This window comes from Streptomyces sp. V4I23, from assembly GCF_030817975.1.
GTDB lineage: Bacteria > Actinomycetota > Actinomycetes > Streptomycetales > Streptomycetaceae > Streptomyces.
Map to the genome: position 1 here is coordinate 5088642 of NZ_JAUSZW010000004.1, position 26997 is coordinate 5115638.

The following is a 26997-nucleotide window of genomic DNA, read 5'->3' on the forward strand; positions in this document are numbered from 1 at the left end:
CGGAGCGGCCTGGCCTGGCCTGGGGTGAGGTCGGCGAGGCTGCTTCCCGCTCTCCACGGTGCGACGCGCCTTTGGACCCTGACAGGCTCTCTACCGCTCGTCGAACTGGACCATCGGCGGGTGTCCGTTCCAGGTGCAGAACACCGACACCTCGTGGCCGTCCCGTGTGAACGTCACCCGGATCCACGCCGGTTGCGTCCACACCTGCATCTGCCAGCCCGACGCCGGGGTCGCCGAGACCAGTTCGGCCGAGCTCTCGCCGATGTCGAAGACGACCCGGCCGCCCTTGACCGTGTAGCCCTTGACGTTCCCCGCGGAGGCGGAGGGCGACGGAAGCTTCGACGGCTCGGCCGGCGACGGCCGCGATGGCGGGGGCGTGGCGGACGGCTTCACCGGCGACGGTGTGGGAGACGGGCTCGGCGGCGGCGTCGGCTCCGGCGACGGAGCCTGCGGGGCCGAGGTCTGCGCCGTGATGGGCAGCGCGCGCGGGCGGTCGTACGCGGTTCCGGCCATGACCGTGTGGACGCCCCACCAGGACAGCGTCACCGCGGCTCCGGTGGACAGCGACCATGCCAGGGCATGCACCAGTCCTCTGCTCATCCGGGCCATAGTGCACCACTCGGTCCCCGGCTGTCCCGCCTGCCCGTCCACGGGGCCGGTGTCCTCCGGATGGCGTACGGTGCGGCCCATGGCAAGTGTGCTCGTGGTCGAGGACGACCAGTTCGTGCGTTCCGCCCTCATCAGGCACTTGACCGACGCCTCCCACACGGTACGGAGCGTCGGCACGGCCCTGGAGGCCCTGCGTGAGGTCGCCCATTTCCGTTTCGACGTGGTCATTCTGGACCTCGGTCTGCCCGATCTGGACGGCGCCGAGGCCCTGAAGATGCTGCGCGGCATCACCGACGTACCGGTGATCATCGCGACCGCGCGGGACGACGAGGCCGAGATCGTGCGGCTCCTCAACGACGGCGCCGACGACTACCTCACCAAGCCGTTCTCCGTGGAGCACCTGTCCGCGCGGATGGCCGCCGTGCTCCGCCGGGCGCGCGCCGGCACCGGTGACGCCCCGCCGAGTCGTGTCCTCCAGGTCGGCGGGCTGTCCATCGACCCGCTGCGCCGCCAGGCGGAGTTGGACGGGGCCCCGCTCGACCTCACCCGCCGCGAGTTCGACCTGCTGGCCTTCCTCGCCGGCCGGCCCGGCGTCGTCGTCCCGCGCAAGGAGCTGCTGGCCGAGGTGTGGCAGCAGAGTTACGGCGACGACCAGACGATCGACGTCCATCTGAGCTGGCTGCGCCGCAAACTCGGCGAGACGGCCGCTCGCCCCCGGTACCTGCACACCCTGCGGGGAGTGGGAGTGAAGCTCGAGCCGCCGAAGGCCGTGCGGCCATGAGATGGGCCCTGGTCAAGGTCTCCCTGGCCGTCACGGTGATGGTCGTGCTCGCCTTCGCCCTGCCGCTCGGCATGGTGATCAAGGAGATGGCGCGCGACCGCGCGTTCTCCAACGCCGAGCGGCAGGCCGCCACCATCGGCCCCACGCTCACCGTCACCACCGAACGCGGGCCGCTGGAGCGGGCCGTCGAGTCCACGCCCGCCGGCGCGGCCGGCCGGATGGCCGTGCACATCCCCGCCTCCGGCGAACTCCGCGGCGTGCCGCTGGAGATCGGGAGCCGGCGCGCGGCCGCCAAGGACCTCGCCACCGTGCAGCGCATCGGGCGTGCCTCGATCACCGAGGTGCCGGGCGGTTCCGCGCTGCTGCAGCCCACCGCCATCGGCACCGGGCAGATCGCCGTCGTCGAGATCTTCGTGCCGGAGGGCGAGGTGTCCAACGGCGTCGACACCGCCTGGCTCGTCCTCGCGGGCGTCGGTGTCGCGCTCGTCGTCGGGTCGGTCGCCGTCGCCGACCGGCTCGGCGTCCGCATGGTGCAGCCCGCCCAGCGGCTCGCGGGTGCGGCGCAGGAGCTGGGGGAGGGCAGGCTCGGGACCCGCGTCCCCGAGGAGGGGCCGCCCGAACTGCGCTCCGCGGCCGTCGCGTTCAACTCGATGGCCGACCAGGTCGTCCAGCTCCTCGCCAACGAGCGCGAACTGGCCGCCGACCTCTCGCACCGGCTGCGCACCCCCCTCACGGTGCTGCGCCTCAACGCGGCCTCGCTCGGCGAGAGCGCCGCCGCCGAACAGACCAGGGCGGCCGTCGCCCAGTTGGAACGCGAGGTCGACACCATCATCCGTACGGCCCGGGAGGCGAAGCCGCAGACCGCGGCGGCCGGGCCCGGCGCGGGCTGCGACGCCTCGGAAGTGGTGCGCGAGCGGATGGAGTTCTGGTCGGCGCTCGCCGAGGACGAGGACCGCACGGTGCGGCTCGCGGGCGTGGACCGGCCCGTGCGCATCCCCGTCGCCCGCCCCGAACTGGCCGCGGCCCTCGACGCGCTGCTCGGCAACGTCTTCCGGCACACCCCGGAGGGCACCGCGTTCTCCGTCGACGTCCACAACAGCGACGACGCCGTCATCGTGCTCGTCTCGGACGCGGGCGGGGGCATCGCCGACCCGGCCGCCGCGCTCGCCCGCGGCAACAGCGGGGTCAAGGAGGGTTCTACCGGTCTCGGCCTGGACATCGTGCGCCGGGTCGCGGAGTCGACCGGCGGTGACGTGCGCATCGGCCGCTCGGTGCTCGGCGGTACGGAGGTCCGCGTGTGGATCGGGCTCGACCCGCGCGAGTCGGCGCGTGGCGAGCGCCGGCGCAGCCACCGCGGGCGGGTGCAGCGGCGCCGCAGGGCGACCGTCTGAGAGCGCTCCACGCCCGGCCGGGCCCTGATCATTAATCGGCCCCGATGCCGTCCTTAAGCGCGTCCTAAGGAACCCGACGCCCGCCTGTGATCGGACGATTGTCCGTTTCACGGTCGCTAGCGTGCTGCCGCATCCACCCCCACTTCCGTAACGCAGAGGCAGGACGCGATGGGCAGCAGTACGCACCGGCGCAGGGCGAGCGTCAGGACCAAGGCCGTCGGCGCGGTCGTCGTGGCGGCCGTGATCGGAGGCGCGGCGGTCGTCCTCACGGGCACCGCGCAGGCCGCGGCGGTCGGCGCCGCGTACACCAGGACCAGCTCCTGGGACGGCGGTTACACCGGTCAGTACGTCATCACCAACGAGACCGGCACGGCACGGTCCGGCTGGACGCTGGAGTTCGACCTGCCCGAGGGCACCACCATCGGCTCCCTGTGGAACGGTGAGCACACGGTGGAGGGGCGGCACGTCACCGTGAAGCCCGCGAGCTGGAACAAGGAGCTCGCGCCCGGCGCCTCCGTCACGGTCGGCTTCGTCACCTCTGCGACCGGCAAGGCGGCCGACCCGGCGTCCTGCCTCATCGACGGGGCCGTGTGCTCGGCCGACGGCGGCCCGACGCCGCAGCCCAGCGGCCGTCCCACCGAGCAGCCCACACCGACGCCGACCCCCACGCCGACCCCGAGCGTCCCGAGTTCCACGCCCACCCCGACGCCGACGCCGACGCAGACGGGTGCGCCCAAGCCGGACGCGTCCGCGCGGTTCGCGCCGTACATCGACACCTCGCTGTACCCGGCGTACGACATGCTGGACACCGCCGCGAAGACGGGCGTCGAGGAGTTCCACCTCGCCTTCATCACCGCAGGCGGCGGCTGCGTGCCGCTGTGGGGCGGCGTGACCGGACTCGGCGACGACAAGGTCGCGGCCCAGATCGGCGACCTGCGCGCCAAGGGCGGCGACGTCCGCGTCTCCTTCGGCGGCGCGGCCGGCCGCGAACTGGCGCTGAACTGCGCGACGGCGGACGAGCTGGCGAAGGCGTACGGCAAGGTCGTCGACACGTACGAGTTGACCAAGGTCGACTTCGACTTGGAGGGCGCCGCACTTCCGGACACGGCCGCCAACTCCCGGCGTGCGCAGGCCATCGCGCAGCTCCAGAAGTCGCACCCGGACCTGGACGTCTCCTTCACTCTGCCGGTCATGCCGGAAGGGCTGACCCAGCCCGGCGTGGACCTGATCGCCGACGCGAAGAAGAACGGTGTGCGCATCGACGCGGTCAACATCATGGCGATGGACTACGGGCCGGCGTACAGCGGCGACATGGGCGAGTACGCGATCCAGGCCGCCACGGCCACGCAGGCGCAGATCAAGGGCGTCCTCGGGCTGTCGGACGCGGACGCGTGGCGGACCGTTGCGGTGACGCCGATGATCGGCGTCAACGACGTCGTCACCGAGATCTTCAGGGTGGAGGACGCGACCCAGCTCGTGCGGTTCGCCGAGTCGAAGAACCTGGGGTGGCTGTCGATGTGGTCCTCGACGCGCGACAAGCAGTGCGCGGGCGGGGAGAAGCCGGCGGCGGACGCGACGTGCAGCTCCATCCTCCAGGACCCGCTGGCCTTCACGAAGGCGTTCGCCGCCTACAAGTGACCCCGGGGCCCGCCCCGGGGAGCCCCGTGCCTCAGAGGCCGGCGGGGCTTCCCGGGGCGTGGTGCCGCCGTTGGGGCTCCGCCACAAGCCCCGCGCCTCAAACGCCGACGGGGCTGAATTGCACTCCGGGCCGTCCGGGGCTCCGGGATGGGGCGCCTTCCACGGCAGCCAGGCCGCAGGGGAGTTGGAGGACACCGCGCGAAGCGCCGTATGGGCCCAGGGGCGGAGCCGCCCCTGGCCCCGCGCAGGACATGATCGGCGGCCCGCCCGCCGCATGGATCCGGCGCTGACGAGTGTGCGCCGGCGCACGGAGGAGGGCCCGCGCCCTGCTGCACCGGATCGCCGAGCCGGACGCCGGACGCCCGCCGATCGTGCTGCCGACGCGCCTGGTGGTCCGGGAGTCCTCGTAGCCGCCCCGTGTGGGGCACGGCACACAGGACCCGGCAACGCCAAGGGCCCCGGTCCGAAGACCGGGGCCCTTGATCATTCAGGGTGAGTGACGGGACTCGAACCCGCGACATCCTGGACCACAACCAGGTGCTCTACCAGCTGAGCTACACCCACCACGACCGGTCTTTTTCCCGACCGGCCGAGAAAAAGTGTACAGGGTCCCGGAGGGTGCTCGCGCCAGGGTTTCGGGGGCCGCCCACGGGGGGGGTGCTGCTAGGTCGCGGGCTCCGCCGGCTCCGCGGGCAGCACGTGCTTCGCCGCGATCGCCCGCGCCGTGTCCGAGTCCGGCCCGGGCTGCGGGACGAAGACCGCCTCGCGGTAGTAGCGCAGCTCGGCGATCGACTCGCGGATGTCGGCGAGCGCCCGGTGGTTGCCGCTCTTCTCCGGACTGTTGAAGTACGCCCTCGGGTACCAGCGGCGCGCCAGTTCCTTGATCGAGGAGACATCGACGATCCGGTAGTGGAGGTAGCCCTCCAGCGTCGGCATGTCACGGGACAGGAAGCCGCGGTCGGTGCCGACCGAGTTCCCGCACAGCGGGGCCTTACCGGGCTCCTTGACATGTTCGCGGACGTACGCGAGGACCTGCTCCTCGGCGTCCGCCGGCGTGGTGCCGCCGGCGAGCTCGTCGAGGAGGCCCGAGGCGGTGTGCATCTGGCGCACGACCTCCGGCATCGTCTCCAGCGCCGCCTCCGGCGGGCGGATCACGATGTCCACGCCGTCGCCGAGCACGTTCAGTTCCGAGTCGGTGACCAGTGCGGCCACCTCGATGAGTGCGTCGTCCGTCAGCGAGAGCCCGGTCATCTCGCAGTCGATCCACACCATGCGATCGTTCATGCGCCCTACCTTATGGGGCGCGTGAGGATCGGGCCCCGGGCGTGCGCACACGCGACCGGGCCGGGCGCTCACGCGCCCGGCCCGGTGCTCACGAACAGTGCCGTGCTAGCCCATGCTCCGCTGCCCCGGCACGCCGGCGCGGCCGTACATCTCGGCCCCGCCCCGGACCGCCTCGGGCGGCGCGGAGGCGGTGGCCGTCGGTCCCGGCAGGCCCGCGGCCGCGCGGCGCATCCCCGCCGTGGCCTGGGTCGGCATGACCGCGTCCACCATCGACGGCTGGCCCGGCTCGGCCTGGGGCCTGCGTGCCCGGTACGCGGCCCGGTAGGCCGCCGGGGAGGACCCCAGCTGCCGCCGGAAGTGGCCGCGCAGTGCCACCGGTGACCGGAATCCGCAGCGGCCCGCGACCTCGTCGACCGAGTAGTCGGAGGTCTCGAGCAGCCGCTGCGCCTGCAGCACCCGCTGGGTGATCAGCCACTGGAGCGGCGCCGAGCCCGTCAGCGAACGGAAGCGGCGGTCGAACGTCCGGCGGCTCATGTACGCCCGGGCAGCCAGCGTCTCCACGTCGAACTGCTCGTGGAGGTGCTCCAGAGCCCAGGAGACGACCTCGGCCAGCGGGTCGGAGCCGATTTCCTCAGGTAAAGACCTGTCGAGGTAGCGCTCCTGCCCGCCGCTGCGGCGCGGCGGCACGACCAGCCTGCGGGCGAGCGCTCCGGCCGCCTCGGCGCCGTGGTCGGTGCGCACTATGTGCAGACAGAGGTCGATGCCTGCGGCCGTGCCCGCCGACGTGAGGACGTCGCCGTCGTCGACGAACAGCTCCCGCGGATCCACGTGCACGGACGGATAGCGCTTGGCCAGCGTCGGCGCGTACATCCAGTGGGTGGTCGCCGGGCGGCCGTCGAGCAGGCCGGCCGCGGCGAGGACGAACGCCCCGGTGCACAGTCCGACGATGCGGGCGCCCTCCTCATGTGCCCGGCGCAGCGCGTCGAGCGCCTCGGGCGGCGGCGGCGAGGTGATCGAGCGCCAGGCGGGCACCACGACGGTGCCTGCCCTGCCGATCGCCTCCAGGCCGTACGGCGCGGTCAGTTCCAGGCCGCCGGTGGTCCGCAGCGGCCCCTCCTCACCACCGCACACCAGCAGGCGGTAGCGGGGAACTCCGGCGTCCTGACGGTCAATTCCGAACACCGAGAGCGGGATGGAACTCTCGAAAATGGGGCCGCCGCTGAACAGCAGCACCGCGACGACTTCCCGGCGCCGGCGGCCGGAAAGTTTCCGTGCTGCCTCCGGTGCAGCGGAGTCCTGACTCATGACGCTAAGCCCCCCTCGAAGTGCGCGTCTCCCCGTTCTTTTCGGGCCTTTCGCTCCTGCACGTTTCCCCTCGGTTCTGCACGAGTCCCCCGGCCTTCGATACTCATGATCGAATCTACTGCGTCGCGCGGTGCCGCCGTGACAAGTTCGGCATGCCCCGCTATGTCGACTTGGCAACTTGGCGCGATGCTGTCGATCACGAAGCGTTCCACTCGACGGGCCCGCAGGGAAGTCCGCATTCCGGGCATGGCCCGTCCCCGTAGGGTGCGAGCGCCGTCTGCGGTCCTTTCTTGCCTGGTGAGCAGCGGGTTGGCGGGCGCTTTCGGCAAGGTCGGGCCCGTTGTGTGAAGTTGGCTGAAAACTGCCGGTGCGGGGATACGAACTCGTCAGTTGCCAGGCGTACTTACCGGACCGCGGTGAGTGCCCCGGCGCGTCCCCTCGGGGCAGCGGACGCGCCGGCCTGCCTGCGGTGCGCCGCTCCGGGCGCGCGCGTGGGCGGCCTCCCGCTCCGAGTGGCGCAGCAGCACCTGGCACGCGGCCGTCATGGCCGTGAGCCCCAGCGCTGCGGCCGCCGCCCCGCCGACGGACGTCCCGTACACCACGAGCACGACCGGGACCAGCAGGCACGTGAAGGCCGCCCAGCGCACGACGTCGCTCACCGCGTCGGCCGCCGGACGGGGGGCGGGGACGGGCAGCGGGGCGACCCGGCCGGGGGCGGCGGCCGGATTCGGGATCCGGCGCCGTCCGCGCCGTGGGACCGAGGGGGGCGCGGTGTCACGGACGGGCGGACGTGCGGGCACTCGGAACTGCGCTCGGAACTTCGGGCGTGCGGGCACTCGGGACTCCTGGGGCGCGGCGGGAGGTCGGGTCCGGTCCGGCGGATCCGGTGCCTTTCCGGCGGATCTCGACCGGCCTGTGGGCCAACGAGCAGCGCAGTCGTCCGGTCACTGTACGCAGCGGCAGACGGCTGTAGTGGCCACCCGGCATTGCCATACGGGTCGGGCTGGGGCATGCTCCCTGGAACGCCGCGCATGGCACGGCGAGGCCTGGGCAGGGAAGGAGTGCCGCCGTACCCTTGGGGGTATGGGCTTGGGAAGATGATTCCCGGACACGGCTCCGCACCCATCCCAACCGACGCACCTTCTCAGACCCCTCCCAAGAGGATCTTCTTCGCCGAGACATCGATGGCCGGTCACGAATTCCCCGATCCCGCGGACCGCAAGCAGGTAGCCGATCCACTGTCGGACCTGCGGGCGGCCGAAGAGTCATGCCACTCCTGCGATCCCGCCTTCCGGCACGGAGTCGTCGTCGGATTCGACGGATCGACCTCCAGCGAGCGGGCGCTCGCGTACGCCATCGGAATGGCCCGCAGATCCGGTTCGGGCCTGATCATCGTGCATGTCGCCAACCGGCTGCCGACCACTGTCTGGGCCGGCTGTGAGCCCCCCGTCTTCGTGGACGTCCCCGACCACCGCACCGAGGTCCTGGGTCTGGAACTGGCCTGTGCCGACTACCTGACCGAGGTCCCCTGGATCCTGGTCGAGCGCGGCGGCGACATCTGTCATGAACTGGAGGAGGTCGGCCGCGAGTACTCGGCCGACGCCATCGTCGTCGGCTCCACGCACGGCATCGTCGGCCGGATCTTCGGCTCGGTCGCCGGCCGGCTCGCACGGCGCGCCCAGCGCCCGGTGATCGTCATCCCGTGACCCCGCGGGGCACGCCCCACACGTCACTCCACTTCCCTCTGTCTCCGCAGGTGAGGCGTCGTCAACTCGCCTCGCACATACGGAAATCTACCCATCCGTAGCAGGTGGATTGTGTGCTTGTGAAGGGTACATAACGGTCGCTGGGTCCGCAGCACTGGGCAGCACCACTGCAGCACAACTGCACAGACAGGAAGGGAGCCCGCCGTGGACAACGGAGTCTCTGCGGGAAGCGCCGGATCGACCAACACCCTCGGCCGTCTCGCACTCGGACTGACCCTGCTGGCGTTCGGCGTCGGCAACACCCAAGTGATCGACAATGTCACCGCGGCCGACGCCGCGGCCCTCGCGACCTGGGTCGGCGGCGTCGCACTGTTCGTCGTCGGTCTGCTCGAGTACCGGGCGGGCGACGGGGCTTCGGGCACGGCGTTCGCCGGGCTCGGCGCGTTCTGGTTCACCTGGGGCACCGGCGTGGGCAGCGAGGTGTCGGCCGAGGCGGCGGGCCTGTTCCTGCTGCTGTGGGCCCTGCTCGCGCTGACGCTGACGGCCGCGTCCTCCGGCAGCGGGATCCTCGGCCAGGGCGTGTACGGCCTGCTGTGCCTGTCGCTGCTGCTCGGCGCCATAGCCGCCTTCGCGGGCAACGAGGGTCTGGCCAAGGCGGGCGGCTGGGTCGGCGCGGTCGCGGGCCTCGTCGCGTGGTACGGGGCGACGGCGGCGCTCGCCAAGTGGCCCACGTTCAGCGGACGCGCTGCCGGCCGGGGAGTGACGGCCACCGGCTGAGCGGCCGGGGGTGCCCCGCGGGAGGCGTCAGGCACCCCCCGAGGCCGGCGTGACGGGTTGCGCGCCGGCCGGCACCACAGAACGCCCCCTGTGCGCCGGTGGCACGCACAGGGGGCGTTCTCTCCGCATTTTTTGGCTCGGTTCGCCCCGACGGGCGCAGGCGGACCTACTCGACGGTGACGGACTTCGCCAGGTTGCGCGGCTTGTCGATGTCCCGGCCGAGGGCCAAGGCCGTGTGGTAGGCGAGGAGTTGCAGCGGGATGCCCATCAGGATCGGGTCCAGCTCGTCCTCGTTCTTCGGCACGACGATCGTGTGGTCGGCCTTCTCCTGCTCGCGGTGGGCGACGGCCAGAATGCGGCCGGAGCGGGCCTTGATCTCTTCCAGCGCGGCCCGGTTCTTCTCCAGCAGCTCGTCGTCCGGCACGATGGCGACGGTCGGCAGCGCGGGCTCGATCAGCGCGAGCGGGCCGTGCTTGAGCTCGGAGGCGGGGTACGCCTCGGCGTGGATGTAGGAGATCTCCTTGAGCTTCAGGGAGGCCTCGAGCGCCACCGGGTAGCCGCGCACCCGGCCGATGAACATCATCGACTTGGCGTCCGCGTACTGCTCGGCCAGCTTCTTGATCTCGGCCTCGGACTCGAGGATCTCGCTGATCTGTGCAGGCAGCTTGCGCAGGCCGTCGATGATCCGCCGTCCCTCGGAGACGGACAGGTCGCGGATGCGGCCCAGGTGCAGGGCGAGCAGCGCGAAGGCGACGACCGTGTTGGTGAAGCACTTCGTGGAGACGACGCAGACCTCGGGGCCGGCGTGGACGTACGTGCCGCCGTCGGCCTCGCGGGCGATCGCCGAGCCGACGACGTTCACCACGCCGAGGACGCGGGCGCCCTTGCGCTTGAGCTCCTGGACGGCCGCGAGCACGTCGTAGGTCTCACCGGACTGCGAGACGGCGATGTAGAGCGTGTCGGGGTCCACGACCGGGTTGCGGTAGCGGAACTCGGAGGCCGGCTCGGAGTCCGCGGGGATACGGGCCAGGGACTCGATCAGCCCGGCGCCGATCAGGCCCGCGTGGTACGAGGTGCCGCAGCCGAGGATCTTCACGCGGCGGATGCCACGGGCCTCGCGGGCGTCCAGGTTCAGACCGCCCAGGTGCACGGTGTTGAACCGGTCGTCGATCCGGCCGCGCAGCACGCGGTCGACCGCGTCGGGCTGCTCGAAGATCTCCTTGTGCATGTACGTGTCGTGACCGCCCATGTCGTAGGAGGCGGCCTCCCACTCCACGGTCTCCGGGGTGGCGGTGGTGGACGCGCCGGAGGTGGTGTACGTGCGGAAGTCGTCGGCCTTGAGGGTGGCCATCTCGCCGTCGTCGAGGGTGACGATCTGGCGGGTGTGGGCGACCAGGGCGGCGACGTCGGAGGCGACGAACATCTCCTTCTCGCCGATGCCGAGGACGACGGGGGAGCCGTTGCGGGCCACCACGATGCGGTCGGCGAAGTCGGCGTGCATGACGGCGATGCCGTACGTGCCCTCGATCACCTTGAGGGCCTCGCGGACCTTCTCCTCCAGGGTGGTGGCCTGGGAGCGGGCGATCAGGTGGGTGATGACCTCGGTGTCGGTCTCGGAGGCGAAGACGACGCCGTCGGCCTCCAGCTTGGCGCGCAGCTCGGCGGCGTTGTCCACGATGCCGTTGTGGACGACGGCGACCTTGTTCTCCGGGTCCAGGTGCGGGTGCGAATTGATGTCGCTGGGCGCGCCGTGCGTGGCCCAGCGGGTGTGGGCGATGCCGGTGGTGCCGGCGAAGCGCTTGGGGACGCGGGCCTCCAGGTCGCGGACGCGGCCCTTGGCCTTCACCATCTTCAGGGCGGCGGCCTTGGGGCTGTTGATCACCACGCCCGCCGAGTCGTATCCCCGGTACTCCAGCCGCTGCAGACCCTCCAGCAGCAGCGGAGCCACGTCACGCCTGCCGATGTAACCGACAATTCCGCACATGAAGTCTTGCCCCTCCGTAGATCAGATGTGTGCCCGGTGCGAACGACCGGCCGGTCAGCCGTAGACCATGCGGCGCAGCTGGCGGAGCGAGAGCTCCGGCGGCGCCACGGCGCGGTGCGGCAGCTCGGCCGCGATGCGCTCGAAGATCGCGGCGTTCACGGCGCCACCGGACTGAAGCTCGCGGTGGCGGCGGCGAACGAATTCCTCGGTCGTCTCGTCGAAGTACGCCAGCACGTCGAGCACCACCCGGACCGCCTCACCGCGCTGGAGCGCGGTGCTGCGCACCAGATGGTCGACGAGGTCGTCGTGGGACGACGGGCGGTGTTCGAGCACCCGTAGATATTGAGGGGTGAAGGAGCGGCTTTGCAAGAATCCTGCCCGATTCCGGGCAGCGGGCCCCTTCGCCGGTGTGATGCGGGTCGTCTCGGCGCCGAACGCCCGGCCCCACCTTTCTGATGATTTCCGGCGGGGGAGGGGATTCTTTCCCCGCTCGGGACGAGTAAGTGGTCTACACCTTGACCGCAGTTGAGGCACGAGGTACGCATGGTGACAGTTCGGTTGCTCTGCGCACAGTCGAGAACCCCATCGAAGGGACCCCTGTGAGTCAGCCCAGACCGATTCCGCGACTGCTCGGTTCGTTGTTGCTTCTCGCGGCGGCCGCCTTGTCGGGCGTCGCGGCCTCCGGGCTCGCGGCCACGCCCGCCGAGGCCGCCGAGGCCGCCGTCCGCCCGCTCGGCCAGACCGTCCCCGTCCCCGCCTCCGTCGAGCCGGGCGGCACGCCCTTCACGCTCACCGCCCGGACCGCCATCCGCACCGACGGCTCCGCCGCGGCACGCGCCGTCGGCGACCGGCTCGCCGAGGTGCTGCGCCCCTCCACCGGTTACGCCCTGCCCGTCACCGACCGTCCCTCGGCCGGCGCCATCCGGCTGCGGCTGAGCGGCGGGGACACCACGCTCGGCGAGGAGGGCTACCGGCTCCAGTCCTCGCGCGGCTCGCTCACCATCACCGCCCACCGCCCCGCGGGCCTCTTCCGCGGCGTGCAGACCCTCCGCCAGCTGCTGCCCTCGCGGGTGGAGAAGGACACCCGCCAGCCCGGTCCCTGGCAGGTCGCCGGCGGCACCATCACCGACAGCCCGCGCTTCGCCCACCGCGGCGCCATGCTCGACGTCTCGCGGCACTTCCTCACCGTCGACCAGGTCAAGCGCTACATCGACAACATCTCCCTGTACAAGATCAACAAGCTGCACCTGCACCTCTCCGACGACCAGGGCTGGCGCATCGCCATCGACTCCTGGCCCCGCCTGGCCACCTACGGCGGCTCCACTCAGGTCGGCGGCGGTCCGGGTGGCTACTACACCAAGGCCCAGTACAAGGAGATCCTGCGGTACGCGGCGGACCGCTACATCGAGGTCGTGCCGGAGATCGACATGCCCGGCCACACGAACGCCGCCCTGGCCTCGTACGCCGAGCTCAACTGCGACGGCGTCGCGCCGCCGCTCTACACGGGCACGGCCGTCGGGTTCAGCTCCCTGTGCGTGCCCAAGGCCGTGACGTACGACTTCGTGGACGACGTCATCCGGGAGCTCGCCGCGATCACGCCCGGGAAGTACCTCCACATCGGCGGCGACGAGGCCCACTCCACGAGCCACGCGGACTACGTGACGTTCATGAACCGGGTGCAGCCCATCGTCGCGAAGTACGGCAAGACCGTCATCGGCTGGCACCAGCTGACCGGCGCCACTCCGGCCGAGGGCGCGCTCGCCCAGTACTGGGGCCTGGACGGCACCAGTGCGGCGGAGAAGGCGCAGGTCGCCAGGGCCGCGCAGAACGGCACCCGGCTGATTTTGTCGCCCGCCGACCGGATCTACCTCGACATGAAGTACAACAAGGACACCGAGCTGGGCCTGTCCTGGGCCGGGTACGTCGAGGTCCGGCGCTCCTACGACTGGGACCCGGGCACGTATCTGCCGGGAGCCCCCGCGAGTGCGATCGCGGGCGTCGAGGCGCCGCTGTGGACGGAGACGATCTCCACGAACGCGCACATCGACCACATGGCGTTCCCGCGCCTGCCCGGTGTGGCCGAGCTCGGCTGGTCGCCCGCGGCGACGCACGACTGGGAGGACTACCGGCTCCGGCTCGCGGCGCAGGGGCCGCGGATGGAGGCGCTCGGGATCGACTACTACCGCTCGGCGCAGGTTCCCTGGCCGGCGGAGTAGCGGACAGAAAAGGGAGCGGCGGCGCGTGTCGTGGGGGTACCCCCACGACACGCGACCGCCCGGTCCGTTCGGGCCGAAGTGCCGCGCCCTCGGCGCCTACGCGGAGTCGGCCTGCTCGCGCAGACCGTCCTCGCTCAGGCCCTGCTTCCAGTAGCCGACGAACGTCACGCGCGTGCGGTCCATTCGAGGATCGCCGCGGCGGCGGGCAGCGCCGTCTCGTCGCCCGACACGAGCACCCAGTCGGTGTCCTCGGGCGGGCGGCAGCGCACCGGCGTGTTGTCCGCGACGGCCGGTCCGAGCACCATCACGCGGTGGCCCGGCTCGGCCGCGAGCGCCCAGCGGCACGCCGGGCCGCCGTCCTCGTGGACGGCGAAGTCGATGTCGACCTCGCCGGCGTCCGCGCGCTGCTCCCGGACGGTGTACGAACGCATCACGGCCCGCACGTCGTCGGGCAGCGCCCGCCACGCGGCGAAGACCGCGCTGGCGTCGCCCGCGTCGACGGGGACGACAGGGGCGTCCTGGCCGGGGTGGGGGAGGAAGAGCGAGAGGGACTGGTCACGGCCGCCGGCCGTGAAACCGTCGAGACCGCCGTCGGCTCCGGTGAAGGTGACCCGGACGAACGACGAGCCGAGCCGCCGGGTCCGTACGACCTTCAGGCCGAAGAAACGGAAAGGGGCGGACTCGGCCTGCGTCGTCATCGTCAGGAGACCTTCTCGGCGTTCTCGATCGCCTTGGCCAGGTCCTCCAGGATCGGCGCGCACTTGGCGTACGAGTAGATGGGCTCGGTGACGCGCGGGATGACCTGACCGGCCTTGACGGCGGGGAGCTTCGCCCAGGTCGGCTTGGACTTGTCGAGGTCCGCGGGCTGCAGCGTGCCGGTGCGGTTGTCCATCATGATGATGTCCGCCTCGTACTTGGCGGCGTTCTCCCAGCTGAGCTCCTCGAACCAGCCGGTCGTGTCGAGCTTCGACGGCGTGATGATGTCGACGCCGAGCCCGAGGGCGCCGCCGGCGGCGAGGATGCCGCGGCGAGTGAGGTGATGCGCGCGGGCGTTGGGCATGATGGTGTCCGCTTTCGTACGTGCTGATTCGGCCACTGGCAGGTTCGAAGGTAGGTTAGCCTAACCTCAGTACGTATCCAGGTCCCCTCCTCGTACGGCATCGGGCGAGGGCGTGATCCTGGACATGACGGACCGGCGGCCGATACGCGAACGCGCGCGGCCCGCCGTCCGGCAGGTCGCGCGCGCTCGGCGCGGCGGGTCAGCCGCCGAGGCCCAACTCCCGTGCGATCAGCATCCGCTGGACCTCGCTCGTGCCCTCGCCGATCTCCAGGATCTTGGAGTCGCGCCACATCCGGGCGACCGGGTACTCGTTCATGAAGCCGTAGCCGCCGTGGATCTGGGTCGCCTCGCGGGCGTTGTCCACCGCCACCGTCGAGGAGTACAGCTTGGCGAGCGCCGCCTCCTTCTTGAACGGCTCCCCCAGCACCAGCCGGGACGCCGCGTCGCGCCACCCGACCCGCGCCATGTGCGCGCGCATCTCCATGTCGGCGATCTTGAACTGGATGGCCTGGTTGTCGCCGATCGGCCGCCCGAAGGCGTGACGTTCCTTCGCGTACTTCACCGACTCGTCGACACAGCCCTGCGCGAGACCCGTCGCCAGCGCCGAGATGGCGATGCGGCCCTCGTCGAGGATGCGCAGGAACTGGGCGTAGCCCCGGCCCTCCTCGCCCAGCAGGTTGGAGAGCGGGACGCGGACGTCGGAGAACGACAGCTCGCGGGTGTCCGATGCGTTCCACCCCACCTTGGAGTAGGGGGCGGCCACCGTGAAGCCCGGCGTGCCGGACGGGACGATGATGGACGAGATCTCCGGACGGCCGTCGGGCTTGCGGCCCGTCACGGCCGTCACCGTCACCAGGCCCGTGATGTCCGTGCCGGAGTTGGTGATGAAGCACTTGGAGCCGTTGACGACCCACTCGTCGCCGTCGCGCACGGCCGTCGTCCGGGTGCCGCCCGCGTCCGATCCGCACTCCGGCTCGGTCAGGCCGAACGCGCCCAGCATTTCGCCCGAGCACAGCCGCGGCAGCCACTCCCGCTTCTGCTCCTCGGTGCCGAAGCGGTAGACCGGCATGGCGCCCAGCGAGACGCCGGCCTCCAGGGTGATGGCCACGGACGAGTCGACGCGGGCCAGCTCCTCCAGGGCGATGCCGAGGGCGAGGTAGTCACCGCCCATGCCGCCGTACTCCTCGGGGAACGGCAGCCCGAACAGGCCCATGCGGCCCATCTCGCGGACGATCTCGTAGGGGAACTCGTGGCGCTCGTAGAAGTCGCCGATCTTCGGCGCTATCACGTCGTGCGCGAACTCCTCGACCGTGCGGCGGAGTTCCTCGTGCTCGGCGGAGAGCCGGTGGTCCAGGGACATCAGGGAGTCACTCCTTGTGGGAGAGGGCGCGGACGGTACGGGACGGGCTGGGACGGCCCAGCTGTTCGGCCATCCACACGCTGGTGGCGGTGAGCCGGCCGAGGTCGACCCCGGTCTCGATGCCGAGGCCGTCGAGCATCCACACGAGGTCTTCGGTGGCGAGGTTTCCGGTGGCGCTCTTCGCGTACGGGCAGCCGCCGAGGCCGCCCGCCGAGGCGTCCACCGTGGTCACTTTGCACTCGAGCGCGGAGAGGGTGTTGGCGAGGGCCTGGCCGTAGGTGTCGTGGAAGTGCACCGCGATCCTGGTGCTCGGCACGCCCTTGTCGTTCAGCGCGGTGAGCAGCGCGCGCACGTGGCCGGCGGTGGCCACGCCGATGGTGTCGCCGAGGCTGAGCTCGTCGCAGCCCATGTCGATCAGGCGCCGGGACACCGCGACGACCTGGTCGACCGGGACCGGGCCCTCCCACGGGTCGCCGAAGCACATCGACAGATAGCCGCGCACCCGCAGGCCGTGCTCGACGGCCCTGGTGACGACCGGCTCGAACATGGCGAGCGCCTCGTCGACCGTGCGGTTGAGATTGGCCTTGGCGAACGACTCCGTGGCGCTGGCGAACACGGCGATCTCACGGGCCCCGAGGCCCAGGGCCCGGTCCAGGCCGCGGTCGTTCGGCACGAGGACGGGCAGCCGCACCCCGGGGAGGTCGGCGACCATCGGGAACAGCTGCTCCGCGTCCGCCAGTTGGGGCACCCACGTGGGACGGACGAAGCTCGTCGCCTCCACGGTGGTGAGACCGGCGCCGGCCAGCCGGCGGATGAACTCCGCCTTGACCTCGACCGGAACCACCGACTTCTCGTTCTGCAGGCCGTCGCGGGGGCCGACCTCGTGGATGCGCACCCGCGGCGGCAGGCCGGGGGCTCGCACCGTCATCGGCAGTCCTTCGGTGCCGGTCATGCCCGCGCCTCCTCGTCGGTCTCGTCCGGGGTGACCACGGCGAGCACCTGGTCCATGGCGACGGTCGAGCCCGCGGTGACGTCGAGCTCGGTGACCGTGCCCGCGTGCGGGGCGGAGATGACGTGCTCCATCTTCATCGCCTCCACCACCAGCAGGCTCTGACCGGCCGCCACCACGTCGCCCACCGCCACCTTGACGACGGTGACGGTGCCGGGCATCGGCGCGGCCAGGGTGTCCACGCCGCTGTGCGCGGTCCCGCTGAGGGCCGCCTCGACGGGGTCGTGGTCCAGCACGTGCCAGGAGTCGCCGTCCCGGCCGAGCCAGTCGCCCGCGCGGTGGAAGGTGTGCGCGACGCCGTGCACCTCGACGGCGACCGTGTCCTCCTCGACCCGGGGGGCCGCCTGGCGCCTCACGGTGTGGGTGACGGGGCCGAGTCCCGGCACACGCAGCGAGAAGGCGAGCGGGGCCGCCTCGCCGCCCATCCGCCAGCCGCTCGGCACCGAGAACGGGTCCGTCCAGCCTCCCGTCGCCGGGGGCGCCAGCTCGGCGGCCCGCACGGCCGCCGCCGCCTCGTACACCTCGTCCGGCACCCCGTCGGGAACGAGCGCGTCCGCCTCCCGCTCGACCAGGCCGGTGTCCATCTCGCCGGAGACGACCGCCGGATGGGCGAGCAGCCGGCGCAGGAACCCGGCGTTGGTCGGGACGCCCAGCGTCACCGTCTCCGCGAGGGCCGCGCGGAGCTTGCGCAGCGCGGTGGCCCGGTCGGGGCCGTACGCGATGACCTTGGAGAGCATCGGGTCGTAGAGGCTGCCCACCTCCAGGCCCTCGGTCAGGCCGGAATCGGTGCGCACTCCGTCGCCCTGGGGCTCGTGGAGGCGCAGCACCGTGCCGCCGGAGGGCAGGAAGCCGCGCGAGGGGTCTTCGGCGCAGACACGCGCCTCGACGGCGTGGCCCGTGAGGGTGATGTCGTCCTGGGCGAACGGCAGTCGCTCGCCGGCCGCCACCCGCAGCTGCCACTCCACCAGGTCGAGACCCGTGATGAACTCGGTGACCGGGTGCTCGACCTGGAGACGGGTGTTCATCTCCATGAAGTAGTACCGCGAAGGGTCGGTGCCCGGGACGATGAACTCCACCGTGCCCGCGCCCCGGTAGCCGCAGGAACGGGCCGCCTGCACGGCCGCCTCGCCCATCGCGGCCCGCGTCGCCTCGTCCAGCAGGACGGACGGCGCCTCCTCGATGATCTTCTGGTGCCGGCGCTGGAGCGAGCACTCGCGCTCGCCGAGATGGACCACGTTGCCCTGCCCGTCGGCCAGCACCTGGATCTCGATGTGGCGGGGGCGGTCGATCCAGCGCTCGACGAGCAGTGTGTCGTCGCCGAACGAGGCGCGCGCCTCGCGCCGGGCCGCCGCGATCTCGTCGAGCAGCGCCGACTCGACGCGGGTGAGGCGCATGCCCTTGCCGCCGCCGCCCGCCGAGGGCTTGAGCAGCACCGGCATGCCGATCTCACGGGCGGCCGCGGCCAGTTCGTCGTCGGTGAGCCCGCTGCCCGAGGACCCGGGGACGACCGGGACGCCGGCCGCCCGCACGGTCTCCTTGGCGCGGATCTTGTCGCCCATCAGCGAGATCGCGGACGAGGGCGGGCCGATGAAGACCAGGCCGGCCTCGGCGCACGCCTGGGCGAAGCCCGCGTTCTCCGCGAGGAAGCCGTAGCCGGGGTGGACGGCCTGGGCGCCGGTGCGCACGGCCGCGTCCAGCAGGCGGTCGATCGAGAGGTAGCTCTCGGCGGCCGGCGCGGGCCCGATGCGCACGGCGGTGTCCGCCTCGCGCACGTGGCGGGCGCCGGCGTCCGCGTCGCTGAAGACGGCCACGGAGCGCACGCCGAGGGACCGCAGGGTGCGGATCACGCGTACCGCGATCTCGCCGCGGTTGGCGACCAGAACGGTGTCGAACATCGTCATCGTGGAAGGTCCCTCACATCCGGAAGACGCCGAAGCCGGGCTCACCCAGCGGGGCGTTGGCACACGCGGTCAGGGCCAGACCCAGCACCTGCCGGGTGTCCATCGGGTCGATCACGCCGTCGTCCCACAGGCGGGCCGTCGCGTAGTAGGCGTTGCCCTGCTGTTCGTACTGGGCGCGGATCGGGGCCTTGAAGGACTCCTCCTCCTCGGCGGACCACTCCTCGCCGCGGCCCTCCAGCTGGTCGCGCTTGACCGTGGCCAGCACGGACGCGGCCTGCTCGCCGCCCATCACCGAGATCTTGGCGTTGGGCCACATCCACAGGAAGCGGGGGCCGTACGCCCGGCCGCACATCGAGTAGTTGCCCGCGCCGTACGAACCGCCGACGACCACCGTCAGCTTGGGCACACGCGTGCACGCCACGGCCGTGACCATCTTGGCGCCGTGCTTGGCGATGCCGCCGGCCTCGTAGTCCTTGCCGACCATGAAGCCGGAGATGTTCTGCAGGAAGAGCAGGGGGATGCCGCGCTGGTCGCACAGCTCGATGAAGTGGGCGCCCTTCTGGGCGGACTCGGCGAACAGGATGCCGTTGTTGGCGACGATGCCGACCGGGTGCCCGTGGATCCGGGCGAAGCCGGTGACCAGCGTCTGCCCGAACTCCGACTTGAACTCGGCGAACCGGGAGCCGTCGGTGATCCGGGCGATCACCTCGCGGACGTCGTAGGGCGTGCGCGAGTCGACCGGGACCGCGCCGTACAGCCCGGCCGGGTCGGCCTTGGGCTCCTCGGCGGCCTCGACGGACCACGGGAGCGGCCCGCGCTCCGGCAGGGTCGCCACGATGTTCCGCACGATCCGCAGCGCGTGCGCGTCGTCCTCGGCGAGGTGGTCGGTGACGCCGGAGATCCGCGAGTGGACCTCGCCGCCGCCGAGCTCCTCGGCGGTGACGACCTCGCCGGTGGCGGCCTTCACCAGCGGCGGGCCGCCGAGGAAGATCGTGCCCTGATTGCGCACGATCACGGCCTCGTCGCTCATGGCCGGCACATACGCCCCGCCGGCGGTGCAGGAGCCGAGCACCGCGGCGATCTGGGGGATGCCCGCGCCGGACATGCGGGCCTGGTTGTAGAAGATCCGGCCGAAGTGCTCGCGGTCGGGGAAGACCTCGTCCTGCATCGGCAGGAACGCGCCGCCGGAGTCGACCAGGTACACGCAGGGCAGCCGGTTCTCCAGGGCCACCTCCTGGGCGCGCAGGTGCTTCTTGACCGTCATCGGGTAGTAGGTGCCGCCCTTGACGGTGGCGTCATTGGCCACGACGACGACCTCGCGGCCGCTGACCCGGCCGATCCCGGCGATCACCCCGGCCGCCGGCGCCTGCCCGTCGTACATCCCCTCCGCGGCGAGGGGCGCGAGCTCCAGAAACGGTGAGCCGGGGTCGAGAAGGGTGTCCACGCGGTCGCGCGGAAGCAGCTTCCCGCGCGCGGTGTGGCGGGCGCGCGCCTTCTCGCCGCCGCCGAGGCGGGCCGCCGCCAGGCGTGAGCGCAGACCGTCGGCGAGCTCCTGGTGTGCCGCCTCGTTGGCCTGCCAGGCCTCGGACGCCGGGTCCGCGGCGCTCGCCAGCACTGGTGCCTGCTGCATTGCTCGAGCTCCCTTGCTCGGTTAATGAGCGTTAACGTGTTTCTCCAAGGTTAACGACCGCTAACAGCCCTGTCTAGAATGAATTCCCATGAGCACCAGGACCTCGGCCCCGACGCGCCGCGAGCAGATCCTCAAGGAGGCCGCGCGCCTCTTCGCCGAGCGCGGCTTCCACGGCGTGGGCGTCGACGAGATAGGGGCCGCGGTGGGCATCAGCGGACCCGGTCTCTACCGCCACTTCCCCGGCAAGGACGCGATGCTCGCGGAGCTGCTCGTGGGCATCAGCGAACGGCTCCTGAGCGGTGGCCGCCTGCGGGTCGAGGAGGCGTCGGCGGGCCCGGACGCGGTCCTGGAGTCCCTGATCGACGGCCACATCGACTTCGCGCTCGACGACCGCCCGCTGATCACTCTGCACGACCGCGAGCTGGACCGCCTGCGGGACAGCGACCGCAAGCTGGTCCGCCAGCTGCAGCGCCAGTACGTGGAACTGTGGGTGACGGTGGTGCGCGAGCTGCACCCGGCCGTGGCGGAGTCGGAGGCGCGGGCCGCCGTGCACGCCGTGTTCGGCCTGCTCAACTCGACCCCCCACCTCGGTGCGAACGGGGGAGGCCCGCTCGGCCGCGCGGCCACCGAGTCACTCCTGCGGCGGCTGGCGCACGGGGCGTTCGCGTCCCTGGGCGGCTGAGGGCACTCTCCGGGCGGCCGGCCGAAGGCCCGCAGGCTCCCGTCGCCCGGACGGGCGCCACGTCCGCAGGACAAGACGGTGCGTACGCTCCGCGCACCCCACGGCACAATGGGCTCATGCCGATACCCAGCCGCGCCGCTCTGGTCGACCACCTCGTCCGCTCACGTATCGCCGGAGACGTCGCCACCCCCCGCGACAACAACCTCTCCCACTACCGCAGGCTCGCCAACGGCGACCGTCACTACTGGCTGGGGCTGGAGCTCGGCGACCGCTGGAGCGACGAGCAGGACGTGCTGGCCGTCATGGCCGAGCGGTGCGGCGTCAACGACGACCCCGAGCACCGGCAGGGCCAGGACACCATCGACCCCGAGCTGACCGTCGACGCCCTGGAGCGCATGGCCGCGCGCCTGCGCAAGGCCGCCGACGCGCAGGAGCGCGTGCTGTTCGCGACCGGGCACCCCGGCGGCCTGCTGGACGTGCACCGGCAGACCGCGGAGGCGCTGCGGGCCGCCGGATGCGAGATCGTACGGATCCCGGGCGGGCTGATGGCCGACGAGGGCATGGTCTTCCAGTTCGCCGACGTCGCCGTGCTGGAGCGGGGCGCGACCCTGTGGCACACCCACTCGCCCGCGCCGATGGCCGCGATCCTCGACGGTCTCGCGCGCGAGGGCCGGCCGCTGCCCGACCTGGTGGTGGCCGACCACGGCTGGGCGGGCTGCGCGGGCCAGCGCGGCATCGACGCCGTCGGCTACGCGGACTGCAACGACCCGGCCCTGTTCATCGGCGAGGCCGAGGGCACGCTCCAGGTGACGGTCCCGCTGGACGACCACGTGACCGACCCGCGCTTCTACGACCCGATGACGGCGTATCTGCTGGACGCGGCCGGGCTCGGCCCGGCCGCGTGACGCCGGGGCCGCGGGCGCTCAGTCGCGCCAGGTGCCGCGCACGACGCCGTACGCGCCGCCGAGCAGCATGACCATCAGCGCGCCCCGCACCGCGAGTCCGAGAGCGTGACGGACCCCGCCGGTGAGACCGGCGGACCAGTCACGCAGGACCATCAGGAGCACCACCGCGCCCAGGATGAGCGTGCCCCCGCCGACGGTCCACAGCACCCGTGCGGCGGGAGACGCCGTCGCCCATCCGGTGGTCCCGGCCGCGTCGTACGACGGTTCGTCGTACGACGGTTCCTCCTCGGCCGGCGGCTGAGCGCTCACGGTGTCCGTTCCCTTTGACGGTCCCGGCGCGCTGCCCGGGCAGGCATGGTCCCGGGGGGTGGTCGGCCCCCGGGGATCCGCACCGGGCGCTTGTGGCGCCCCGGGGCAGTGACCGCGAGCCGCCCCGTGCGTGTGGGGCGCACGGGGATGCCCTGCGGGTACTGCCTAGGATCTGCATCCAGACTCCCAGCAGCCGCTGCCGCATCGCTCAGACCACAGGACGACCTTTGCCCTACGACTTGAGGCCGGTGCGTGTCCTCGTCGTCGACGACGAGGAACTCGTACGCACCGCGCTCCAGCAGGTTCTCGGCTCGGCCGACGGCGTGACCGTCGCCGGGACCTGCGACGGCCCGGACGCCGTCGACGCCGTGCGCGCGCTCGTGCCCGACCTGGTCCTGCTGGACATCGACATGCCGTCCGCGCACGGCTTCGACGTGCTGCGCGCCCTGAAGGCCCTGCCGCGGCCGCCCGCCGTCGCGATGCTCACCGCCCTCGACACCGCGGCCGACGTGGAACGCGCGCTGCGCGAGGGGGCGTCGGGCTTCCTGCTCAAGACCACCGAGCCGCGGATGTTCACCGAGGCGGTGCGGCTCCTGGCGGCGGGCGGGGTGGTCTGCACACCGTCCGGCAGCGCCGAGGCGCTCTCCCGGTACGCGGCCGCGGCCCCGGCGCCCGCCCCCTGCGCGCCCGAAGCCCTCGACCACCTCACGGCCCGCGAACGCGACGTCCTGGCACTGATCGCGGCCGGCCTGTCCAACGCCGACATCGCGGCCCATCTCGGCATGGGCGTGACGACGGTCAAGACCCACATCGGCGCCCTCAAGCGGAAGCTGTCGGTCGGCAGCCGTGTCGCGCTGGCGACCGTGGTCCACCGGTCGGACACGCCATGAGCGCGGGCGCGCGGGGACGGGGGCGCGAGGGGGTGACGCGTCCAGGGACCGACGGGCCGGGATCCGACCGGCTCTCGTCCGGCCGTGCGGGGGCCGGCGGCCGGGGATCCGACCGGGCCGGGGCCGGCCGCCCGCGGCTCCGCCTCCCGCGCCCCGGCCGTCCCCGGCGCGGGCCCGAGCCGGGGACCGTCGCCGTCGAGGCCCTGGTCGTGGCCGCCGCCCTCGCCGAAGCGCTGGCCACCGGGCACTGGCTCCCCGGCTGGGCGGTCTGGGCCGCGCCGGTCGTCGCGTGTGTGCTTCCGCTGCGGCGGCGCTTCCCCCGCGCCTTGATGCTCCTCGCCCTGCCGACCCTGGCCACCGGCGTGCTGTGGATCCCGGCGATGGCCGCGCTGCACGCCGTCGCCGCGTCCGAGCGGCGCCGCGTCGAGGTGGTCGCCTCGGCGGCGGCCGTGGCCGTCGTGTCGTTCGTGCCGTGGCAGAACATGGACGACTATCCGTGGTCCCTCCCCGACGTCACCCTCGGGGTCCTGCTCTCGGGGCTGCTGGCCGTCGCTCCCGCCGCCCTGGGCCTCCTCGGCCGGGCCCGCCGGGAACTGGCCGCCCGCCTCGCCGAGTTGGCCCTGTCGCGGGAGCGTGAACGCCTGTACGCCGCCGAACAGGCCGCGCTGCGGGAGCGGGAACGGCTGGCCCGCGACGTGCACGACACCGCGGCCCACCATCTGAGCCTGATCAGCCTGCGGTCGTCGGTGCTCGCCGCGTCCGTGGAGTCCCCCGCCTGCCGGGAGGAGGCGGAGACACTCGGCGAGCTGGCCCGGCGGGCCGCGGCCGACCTGCGCCGGACGATCCGCCGCCCCGGCCAGGGTCTCGCGCAGCTCCCGGAGCTCGTCGAGGCGGCAGGCGACGGTGTGCGGGCCGAGCTGGACCGGCTGGAGGCGGCCGAGTGCCCGCCGGAGGTCCAGCACGCCGCGTACCGGATCGTGCAGGAGGGGCTGGCGAACGTCCGCCGTCACGCGCCGGGGGCCGAGGCCACGGTCTCGGTCCGCCGTACGGACGACGGCCTGGGCATCACCGTCCGCAACACTCCGCCCGCCGGGCCGCCCCGCCCGGCTCCCGACCGCGGCGGCCAGGGTCTGCCGGGTCTGCGCACCCGCGTGGCGGCGCTGGGCGGCACGCTGTCCGCGTGCCCGACACCGGACGGCGGCTACGCGCTCGACGCGCTCCTGCCCCTGCCCGGCCCGTCCGGTTCGCCGGCTCGGGACGCCTGAGAGCGCATCCGCGCTCCAAGCTGGAACTCGGCGGCACCATGCCGACGTTGCCGCTGCTCGCCCGCCTCGCGCGGGCTCTCGACGCCGTGCTCAGCCTGGAGCTGGACGGCGACACCTCGCGTGTGGCGTTCCACGCACACACGCCCGCTGCCTGAGCAGCGGGCGTGCGAGTGGGGTCGCTCTCAGTCGCGAGGGACGCGGACCACGCCCTCCTGGATGACCGTGATCGCCAGGCGCCCGTCCTGCGTCCAGATGCGGGCCTGGCCCAGACCGCGTCCGCCCGAGGCGGACGGCGACTCCTGGTCGTACAGCAGCCATTCGTCCGCGCGGAACGGCCGGTGGAACCACATCGCGTGGTCCAGCGAGGCGCCGACCACGTCGCCGACCGCCCAGCCGCCGCGCCCGTGCGCGAGCAGGACCGAGTCCAGCAGCGTCATGTCGGAGACATACGTGGCCAGGCAGACGTGCAGCAGAGGGTCGTCGGCGAGCTTGCCGTTCGCGCGGAACCATACCTGGGAGCGTGGCTCGCGCGGCCGGCCCGCAGTGGCGTACGGCGGCTCGTCCACATACCGCAGGTCGACCGCCGCCCGCGCCTCGAGCAGCCGGTCGACCACGCCCGGGTCGACGAACCGGTCCGCGTACCGCGGCAGCATCTCGGCCGCCGTGGGCAGCGTCTCCGGGTCCGGGGAGTCCGGCATCTCCTCCTGGTGCTCCAGGCCCTCCTCGTACGTCTGGAACGACGCGGAGAGGTGGAAGATCGGCTGCCCGTGCTGGACCGCGACCACGCGGCGGGTCGTGAAGGACCGGCCGTCGCGGATGCGGTCGACCGTGTAGACGATCGGCGCGCCCGGGTCGCCCATGCGCAGGAAGTACGAGTGCAGGGAGTGCGCCGTGCGGTCCGCCGGGACCGTACGGCCGGCGGCGACCAGCGCCTGGGCCGCGACCTGACCGCCGAAGACCCTGGGGACGACGGCGGACCGGGAGCGCCCGCGGAAGATGTTCTGCTCGATCTGCTCCAGGTCGAGCAGATCGAGCAGACCTTCGAGTGCTGAGCTCATGTCAGGAACGTACAGCTCCGGTTCTGCCGGCCTCTTACAGGCCCATGTCCTTCGCGATGATCGACTTCATGATCTCGCTGGTACCGCCGTAGATGCGGTTGACGCGGTTGTCCGCGTACAGGCGGGCGATCGGGTACTCGTTCATGAAGCCGTAGCCGCCGTGCAGCTGCAGGCAGCGGTCGATCACCCGGTGCGCGACCTCGGTGCAGAAGAGCTTCGCGGACGCGGCCTCGGCCGGGGTCAGCTCGCCCGCGTCGAGGGCCTCCAGCGCGCGGTCGGCGACGGCCTCGGCGGCGTCCACCTCGGCCTGGCAGGCGGCCAGCTCGAACTTGGTGTTCTGGAAGGCGGCGACCGGCTTGCCGAAGACCGTGCGCTCCTGGACGTACTCCTTGGCGAACCGCACGGCGGCCTTGGCCTGCGCGTAGGCGCCGAAGGCGATGCCCCAGCGCTCGGAGGCCAGGTTGTGGCCGAGGTAGTAGAAGCCCTTGTTCTCCTCGCCGAGCAGGTCCTCGACCGGGACCTTGACGTCGACGAAGGCCAGCTCGGCGGTGTCGGAGGTCTTCAGGCCGAGCTTGTCGAGCTTGCGGCCGACGGAGTAGCCCTCGGACTTGGTGTCCACGGCGAACAGGGAGATGCCGTGGCGGCGGTCCTCGGCGCTGGGCGCGTCCGTGCGGGCACAGACGATCACGCGGTCGGCGTGCACGCCGCCGGTGATGAAGGTCTTGGCGCCGTTGAGGACGTAGTGGGTGCCGTCCTCGGAGAGCTTGGCGGTGGTCTTCATGCCCGCGAGGTCGGAGCCGGTGCCCGGCTCGGTCATCGCCAGTGCCCACATCTCCTCACCGGAGACGAACTTCGGCAGGAACCGCTTCTTCTGCTCGTCGGTGGCGAGCATCTTGATGTACGGCAGGCCGAGCAGCACATGCACGCCGGAGCCGCCGAACTGGACGCCGGCACGGGAGGTCTCCTCGTACATCACGGCCTCGAACTTGTACGAGTCGATGCCGGCGCCGCCGTACTCCTCGTCGACGCGGATGCCGAAGACGCCGAGCTCGGCGAGCTTGTAGTAGAAGTCGCGGGGCGCCTGGCCCGCCGCGAACCACTCGTCGTAGACGGGGACGACCTCGGCCTCGATGAAGGCGCGGATGGTGTCCCGGAACGCCTCGTGGTCCTCGTTGAATACGGTCCGGCGCACGGACGCCTCCTCGTGACTGGGTACGACAATGTCTAAGCGCTTGCT

General features: G+C 72.2%; 23 protein-coding genes, 1 tRNA gene and 2 pseudogenes. 10 read left to right on the top strand and 16 right to left on the bottom strand.

Annotated features, from left to right (window positions below; translation table 11 throughout):
- Positions 1–90 precede the first annotated feature (90 nt).
- Positions 91–600, bottom strand: coding sequence for a hypothetical protein (locus QFZ82_RS25460; protein ID WP_307715371.1), 510 nt, complete (start codon positions 598–600; stop codon positions 91–93).
- 88 nt (positions 601–688) lie between these two features.
- Here QFZ82_RS25460 and QFZ82_RS25465 point away from each other — a divergent pair, with 88 nt between their 5' ends.
- From QFZ82_RS25465 to QFZ82_RS25475, 3 genes are all read left to right on the top strand, one after another.
- A complete protein-coding gene (locus QFZ82_RS25465; RefSeq protein WP_177153711.1) occupies positions 689–1390 on the top strand; it encodes a response regulator transcription factor in 702 nt (233 codons plus the stop codon).
- Positions 1387–2781, top strand: a complete 1395-nt coding sequence (locus QFZ82_RS25470; RefSeq protein WP_307715372.1) for a HAMP domain-containing sensor histidine kinase — start codon at positions 1387–1389, stop codon at positions 2779–2781. Before QFZ82_RS25465 ends, QFZ82_RS25470 begins: the two co-directional genes overlap by 4 nt.
- A gap of 168 nt (positions 2782–2949) precedes the next feature.
- Positions 2950–4419, top strand: a complete 1470-nt coding sequence (locus QFZ82_RS25475) for a cellulose binding domain-containing protein (protein WP_307715373.1) — start codon at positions 2950–2952, stop codon at positions 4417–4419.
- A gap of 491 nt (positions 4420–4910) precedes the next feature.
- Here the strand turns inward: QFZ82_RS25475 and QFZ82_RS25480 are convergent.
- The 4 genes from QFZ82_RS25480 to QFZ82_RS25495 form a co-directional block, all read right to left on the bottom strand.
- Positions 4911–4983: transfer RNA gene (locus tag QFZ82_RS25480), tRNA-His, on the bottom strand.
- Positions 4984–5082: 99 nt separating this feature from the next.
- On the bottom strand, positions 5083–5703 hold the full coding sequence (gene orn, locus QFZ82_RS25485) for an oligoribonuclease (RefSeq protein WP_307715374.1): 621 nt from the start codon (positions 5701–5703) through the stop codon (positions 5083–5085).
- 105 nt (positions 5704–5808) lie between these two features.
- Positions 5809–7008, bottom strand: coding sequence for a helix-turn-helix domain-containing protein (locus tag QFZ82_RS25490; RefSeq protein ID WP_307715375.1), 1200 nt, complete (start codon positions 7006–7008; stop codon positions 5809–5811).
- Between the two features lie 386 nt (positions 7009–7394).
- The gene (locus QFZ82_RS25495; protein ID WP_307715376.1) at positions 7395–7844 is read right to left on the bottom strand and encodes a hypothetical protein; all 450 of its coding nucleotides are present in this window, start codon (positions 7842–7844) and stop codon (positions 7395–7397) included.
- Positions 7845–8192: 348 nt separating this feature from the next.
- On the opposite strand from QFZ82_RS25495, the gene QFZ82_RS25500 reads away from it, so the two are divergent.
- Positions 8193–8714 (top strand): universal stress protein, encoded by a 522-nt coding sequence (locus tag QFZ82_RS25500; protein ID WP_177150970.1) that lies wholly within the window; start codon positions 8193–8195, stop codon positions 8712–8714.
- A 204-nt stretch (positions 8715–8918) separates the two neighbouring features.
- Positions 8919–9491 (top strand): acetate uptake transporter, encoded by a 573-nt coding sequence (locus QFZ82_RS25505; RefSeq protein ID WP_307715377.1) that lies wholly within the window; start codon positions 8919–8921, stop codon positions 9489–9491.
- A gap of 166 nt (positions 9492–9657) precedes the next feature.
- On the opposite strand, the gene glmS is transcribed toward QFZ82_RS25505, so the two are convergent.
- Entirely contained in the window at positions 9658–11475 is a 1818-nt protein-coding gene (gene glmS, locus QFZ82_RS25510; protein ID WP_307715378.1) for a glutamine--fructose-6-phosphate transaminase (isomerizing), read from the bottom strand.
- Between the two features lie 54 nt (positions 11476–11529).
- A complete protein-coding gene (locus QFZ82_RS25515; RefSeq protein WP_307715379.1) occupies positions 11530–11808 on the bottom strand; it encodes a hypothetical protein in 279 nt (92 codons plus the stop codon).
- Positions 11809–12074: 266 nt separating this feature from the next.
- Here QFZ82_RS25515 and QFZ82_RS25520 point away from each other — a divergent pair, with 266 nt between their 5' ends.
- Positions 12075–13691, top strand: coding sequence for a beta-N-acetylhexosaminidase (locus QFZ82_RS25520; protein WP_307715380.1), 1617 nt, complete (start codon positions 12075–12077; stop codon positions 13689–13691).
- Between the two features lie 179 nt (positions 13692–13870).
- On the opposite strand, the pseudogene QFZ82_RS25525 reads toward QFZ82_RS25520, so the two are convergent.
- The 6 genes and pseudogenes from QFZ82_RS25525 to QFZ82_RS25550 form a co-directional block, all read right to left on the bottom strand.
- A pseudogene (locus QFZ82_RS25525) lies at positions 13871–14389 on the bottom strand (siderophore-interacting protein); the annotation flags it as partial.
- A gap of 2 nt (positions 14390–14391) precedes the next feature.
- A pseudogene (locus tag QFZ82_RS25530) lies at positions 14392–14685 on the bottom strand (ABC transporter substrate-binding protein); the annotation flags it as partial.
- Positions 14686–14950: 265 nt separating this feature from the next.
- Positions 14951–16111, bottom strand: coding sequence for an acyl-CoA dehydrogenase family protein (locus QFZ82_RS25535; RefSeq protein WP_307715381.1), 1161 nt, complete (start codon positions 16109–16111; stop codon positions 14951–14953).
- Between the two features lie 7 nt (positions 16112–16118).
- The gene (locus QFZ82_RS25540) at positions 16119–17063 is read right to left on the bottom strand and encodes a hydroxymethylglutaryl-CoA lyase (protein ID WP_307715382.1); all 945 of its coding nucleotides are present in this window, start codon (positions 17061–17063) and stop codon (positions 16119–16121) included.
- Positions 17060–19015 carry an acetyl-CoA carboxylase biotin carboxylase subunit gene (locus QFZ82_RS25545; protein ID WP_307717836.1) on the bottom strand — a complete coding sequence of 652 codons (1956 nt, stop codon included), beginning with the start codon at positions 19013–19015 and terminating at the stop codon, positions 17060–17062. Before QFZ82_RS25545 ends, QFZ82_RS25540 begins: the two co-directional genes overlap by 4 nt.
- A gap of 19 nt (positions 19016–19034) precedes the next feature.
- Positions 19035–20651 (bottom strand): carboxyl transferase domain-containing protein, encoded by a 1617-nt coding sequence (locus tag QFZ82_RS25550; protein WP_307715383.1) that lies wholly within the window; start codon positions 20649–20651, stop codon positions 19035–19037.
- Between the two features lie 88 nt (positions 20652–20739).
- On the opposite strand from QFZ82_RS25550, the gene QFZ82_RS25555 reads away from it, so the two are divergent.
- Both QFZ82_RS25555 and QFZ82_RS25560 read left to right on the top strand, forming a co-directional pair.
- On the top strand, positions 20740–21333 hold the full coding sequence (locus QFZ82_RS25555; RefSeq protein ID WP_177150940.1) for a TetR/AcrR family transcriptional regulator: 594 nt from the start codon (positions 20740–20742) through the stop codon (positions 21331–21333).
- Positions 21334–21449: 116 nt separating this feature from the next.
- Positions 21450–22238 (top strand): phosphatase, encoded by a 789-nt coding sequence (locus QFZ82_RS25560; protein WP_177150939.1) that lies wholly within the window; start codon positions 21450–21452, stop codon positions 22236–22238.
- An 18-nt stretch (positions 22239–22256) separates the two neighbouring features.
- On the opposite strand, the gene QFZ82_RS25565 is transcribed toward QFZ82_RS25560, so the two are convergent.
- On the bottom strand, positions 22257–22547 hold the full coding sequence (locus QFZ82_RS25565) for a hypothetical protein (RefSeq protein ID WP_307715384.1): 291 nt from the start codon (positions 22545–22547) through the stop codon (positions 22257–22259).
- Between the two features lie 227 nt (positions 22548–22774).
- On the opposite strand from QFZ82_RS25565, the gene QFZ82_RS25570 reads away from it, so the two are divergent.
- Positions 22775–23437 (top strand): response regulator transcription factor, encoded by a 663-nt coding sequence (locus QFZ82_RS25570; RefSeq protein ID WP_307715385.1) that lies wholly within the window; start codon positions 22775–22777, stop codon positions 23435–23437.
- Positions 23438–23469: 32 nt separating this feature from the next.
- Entirely contained in the window at positions 23470–24702 is a 1233-nt protein-coding gene (locus QFZ82_RS25575; protein WP_307715386.1) for a sensor histidine kinase, read from the top strand.
- Between the two features lie 182 nt (positions 24703–24884).
- Here the strand turns inward: QFZ82_RS25575 and tesB are convergent, their stop codons facing one another.
- Together tesB and QFZ82_RS25585 are read right to left on the bottom strand one after the other, a co-directional pair.
- Complete coding sequence (gene tesB, locus QFZ82_RS25580) at positions 24885–25760, bottom strand: acyl-CoA thioesterase II (protein ID WP_307715387.1); 876 nt, start codon at positions 25758–25760, stop codon at positions 24885–24887.
- 34 nt (positions 25761–25794) lie between these two features.
- Complete coding sequence (locus QFZ82_RS25585; protein WP_307715388.1) at positions 25795–26952, bottom strand: acyl-CoA dehydrogenase family protein; 1158 nt, start codon at positions 26950–26952, stop codon at positions 25795–25797.
- Positions 26953–26997: the final 45 nt, after the last annotated feature.